The organism is Desulfofundulus luciae (assembly GCF_030813795.1).
GTDB classification, from domain to species: Bacteria; Bacillota; Desulfotomaculia; order Desulfotomaculales; family Desulfovirgulaceae; genus Desulfofundulus; species Desulfofundulus luciae.
The window spans coordinates 1-3,800 of record NZ_JAUSUX010000052.1 but is presented as its reverse complement, the minus strand read 5'-3'; the positions used below and the strand labels follow the sequence as shown (position 1 = coordinate 3,800).

The following is a 3,800-nucleotide window of genomic DNA, read 5'->3' as shown; positions in this document are numbered from 1 at the left end:
AAGGCCGCTGCCTTGAAGCTAATGTTTTTGAGCGGTGAGGTCTCATAACGGGAAAAAATTTTTGTGGAGATACCTACTGGATCTTGACACGGACTTTAACTTTAAAAAGCTTGACAGTTGCCAATGTTTCTCGTTACATTATTAATTGCTTAAAGGGCCAAGAGATGAACAACGTGAACAAAAAATGTTACCTTTCTAGGTGAATGAAAATTATCCCCTTGTCAGGTACCCCGGAATATGTTATAATAGCACTTGCCAGTAAGACGTGCGGCAGTGGCGGAATTGGCAGACGCGCAAGATTCAGGTTCTTGTGGGCGTACGCCCGTGGGGGTTCAAGTCCCTTCTGCCGCACCAAGTACAGCAGTATGTAGGCTTGCAGGATTTGGTCGCTGCAGGCCTTTTGTACTTTTTGTACAATATCTTGAAAGGAATCCTGGATGTAGTCGTTTACCTCGGGGCCGGGCGCGTGCGGGGCAGGTTATATCACTGCTACCGCCAATGTTTATCCCCCGCTGATAAAATTTAAGGAGGAAAAGCCTATGGAGCGATTTCGTAAATATATGGGTAAAGAAATTAACCTGGAAAATTTAAAAGACACGGACAGGATAAATTGCTTTGGCATTACTTGCACTTATTTGCCAGAACCACCGGGGGATCTTGATGAGTTTGAATTCGGCATAGATTTTAATGAACGGGAAAATATTGTGATTACGGTAGCTATAGAATTGGGAAAGATTAAAAGGGTCATGTTCAGTATGGCCGATAAAGAAAACCCGGAAGAAATTAGGAGTCTAACTTCATCCCAGATAGAAGAATTTCTCTCAAATAAAGGTGATCAGATGATCCAGTTTTTTGAATTCATCACCCAATAATGTACATTGATTATTACTTTACCATCTTCCACGGTGAGCATAACTCGAGCGTACACGTACACACAATTCTAACCATCCCAAATTTGGTAGGGAGGGTTATTGTATGCCTGTTATAGTGGAAATTTTTGGAAATGTTCCGGCTAACGAAGGGGGGCGCCCGGGTTGAGTACCGGAAAGATGCGCGTTTGGTGAACGCGATCTCTCTTTTCAATACCGGTTTTTAGAGGGCGTGCTGGAGCGACTGTATGGTAGCAGCGTGGTGCTGACATACCGGTTTGACGGCAATTTGGCTCCCGGGGAATCGCCGTTAGTCCTGGTTGATGGAATGCTAGTAGTCAAGGGCGGGTTAGCGCCCGTTCCAGTGGTGACCCACCTGGACAGACTGGGTGTGCCACGAATCGCTCCTGTTAGGGAATAAAGCAAAGGTCCTCTTTTGCACAAAATAATACAAATCCCGGGTCAGGATTATACCGTTACTTCATTATTCCAGATGTTACTCAAAACCAGAGTCTTAGCTATGCGAAGCTTTTTCTAATAACTATTGTTAATTTATAAAAGTTATAAGGTGTAGATAATTTTAATTTTTTTTATTTTTGGGCAGGAATTGTAGCTATAATGCTGAATTACTGTAATTATCAAGAACAATTATATTAATCCCCGGAAGTCCCACAGAACAAATAACAGGTCAGCTAGCAAGGAATTTGCTTGTAACCCCAGGAGAAGCAGGACAGGAAAGAGGCAATTCCTAGCAATGATACCGTTCGGAAAGAGTGGGAGGGAAGGGGAAGGTCCAGGAAGCAGTAAAGGTGGATAAAAAAGAATTTGCTTTAAAGGAGTAAGATGCAAAATGGCTATGGATCTATCAAGTAAAACAAGCCGGGATTTGATTGAGCGTATCAAAGAAATAAGCGGGCAAAATGCCAATCTTTGCATGCAATGTGGAACCTGCAGCGCAAGTTGTACGGGTAGAGAGGTTATGGACTTTCCACCGCGCCAGGTCATGCGCATGATTCAACTGGGAAACACAAATGCATTAAATTTAAAGTCCATCTGGGTGTGCAGCACTTGTTTAATTTGCACCGCCCGCTGCCCCCGGGGCATAGACATTGCCCGGTTAATGGAAGCCCTGCGGGTAATTAACCTGCGCCAGGGCAGGGAAGTACTGGTTGCCGAAAAAATCCCGTTAGAATTGCTCACTGAAGTTCCACAGATGGCCTTAACCAGTGGTTTTCGCAAGCTAAGCGCGTAAAAAGGGGGACAAAAGGATGAGGATGCCATACTTTCCAGGATGCACCCTGCACAGCAAGGCAAAGGGTCTGGATGATTCTACCCGGGGCTCCCTGGCCGCTTTAGGCATCGAATTAACTGAACTGCCTCAATGGACCTGCTGCGGCACGGTATTTCCCCTGGCCCAGGACAATTACATTGGCATGGTCGCAGCAGCACGCATTTTAGCCAATGCGGCCAAAGAAGGGAGGGGCAAGCTTGTTACGGTTTGCTCCTTCTGCTATCACGTACTAAAAAGGGTCAATTATATAATAAAAAACAATCTTGAAGCCAGAAAAAAATTAAATGATTACTTAGAAGAAAATTACACCGGAGAAATTGAACCCGTCCACCCGCTGGAAATCTATAAGGAAAATATTGGGCTTGATGCAATCAGGGACAGGGCAACAAGAAGCCTAAAGGGGCTTAAAGTTGCCTGTTATTATGGTTGCATGCTTGTCCGGCCGGCTTCGGAAATGAATTTCGACGATCCGGAAAACCCCACCATCATGGAAGAGCTAGTTAGTGCCATAGGCGCGGAGGTGGTAGAATATCCCTATAAAACAACCTGTTGTGGTTCGTATCAAATACTGCATGATAACGCTTTGGTAATGAAAAAGGTGGAGGAAATACTGAACTCAGCCACTGCCAAGGGAGCGGAAGCAATCATCACCAGTTGCCCCCTTTGCCAGTTTAACCTGGACTGGTCGCAGGAAAAAATCCTCCAGAAGAACGCCGGTTTTCAAAAAATCCCCGTTTTGTATTTTACCCAGCTTTTAGGGTTAGCTCTGGAACTTTCCCAGGAAAGCCTCGGGCTGGATCAACACTATGTAGATCCCAGACCTTTACTGGTTGGAGCGTAGATCTGCCTTGAAGGAGGAAAGATTTATGGCTGAAGAAAGAGAAATGGTAAACATATACATTATGGGTAAACATTATAAGGTGCCCTATGGCCTGACGATTATGAAAGCCATGGAATACGCGGGCTACCGTTTTATTCGGGGCTGCGGCTGCCGGGGAGGTTTTTGCGGTGCCTGCGGTACGGTATACCGCAAGCCGGGAGATTTCAGGCTAAAAGTGGGCCTCGCCTGTCAAACCATGGTGGAAGACAACATGTATTTGACCCAGATCCCCTTTTACCCGGCCAATAAAGCCACCTATAACCTGGACGAACTCACTCCCACCCTGGCCACATTGCTGCGGTACTATCCAGAAACAACCCGCTGTCTCGGCTGTAACCAGTGTACCAAGATCTGTCCCCAGGAATTAAAGGTAATGGACTATATAGCCGCAGCCCAGCGGGGAGACATCACCAAAGTGGCCAACTTATCCTTCGACTGCATTATGTGCGGTCTATGTGCTTCCCGCTGTCCCGCTGAAATCGTACAATATAATGTGGCCATTCTGGCTCGCCGGCTCTATGGTCGCCATATTGCCCCACCGGCCCAACACTTGGCCAAACGGGTAGAAGAAATCAAGGCCGGGAAGTTTGATGAAGAACTGGACAGGCTGATGAAGATGGATAAAGAGGAACTACAAAAGCTATACAACGCCCGGGATATTGAACCTTAAGCGCAGCGGTAAAAAGTCAAGTACTTTTTGAAGGGAAATTGGAAAAAATTTTTGGGGTTAAGTCGTAAAAAGGCAACAACAAACCAGGCC

4 protein-coding genes and 1 tRNA gene are annotated in these 3,800 nt (G+C 45.9%); all 5 read left to right on the top strand.

All coding sequences use genetic code 11. The features are described 5' to 3' along the window. Nucleotides 1–267 precede the first annotated feature (267 nt). The 5 genes from J2Z49_RS14580 to J2Z49_RS14560 all read left to right on the top strand — a co-directional run bounded on the left by J2Z49_RS14580 (nucleotide 268) and on the right by J2Z49_RS14560 (nucleotide 3,710). Nucleotides 268–354: transfer RNA gene (locus tag J2Z49_RS14580), tRNA-Leu, on the top strand. A 185-nt stretch (nucleotides 355–539) separates the two neighbouring features. Next, entirely contained in the window at nucleotides 540–872 is a 333-nt protein-coding gene (locus tag J2Z49_RS14575; RefSeq protein WP_307403898.1) for a P-loop NTPase family protein, read from the top strand. A gap of 847 nt (nucleotides 873–1,719) precedes the next feature. After that, on the top strand, nucleotides 1,720–2,121 hold the full coding sequence (locus tag J2Z49_RS14570; RefSeq protein WP_307403896.1) for a 4Fe-4S dicluster domain-containing protein: 402 nt from the start codon (nucleotides 1,720–1,722) through the stop codon (nucleotides 2,119–2,121). A gap of 16 nt (nucleotides 2,122–2,137) precedes the next feature. After that, nucleotides 2,138–3,001 carry a CoB--CoM heterodisulfide reductase iron-sulfur subunit B family protein gene (locus tag J2Z49_RS14565; protein WP_307403894.1) on the top strand — a complete coding sequence of 288 codons (864 nt, stop codon included), beginning with the start codon at nucleotides 2,138–2,140 and terminating at the stop codon, nucleotides 2,999–3,001. A gap of 25 nt (nucleotides 3,002–3,026) precedes the next feature. Next, nucleotides 3,027–3,710: a 4Fe-4S dicluster domain-containing protein gene (locus J2Z49_RS14560; RefSeq protein ID WP_307403892.1), complete on the top strand. Its 684-nt coding sequence runs from the start codon at nucleotides 3,027–3,029 to the stop codon at nucleotides 3,708–3,710. The last annotated feature ends 90 nt before the right edge of the window (nucleotides 3,711–3,800 follow it).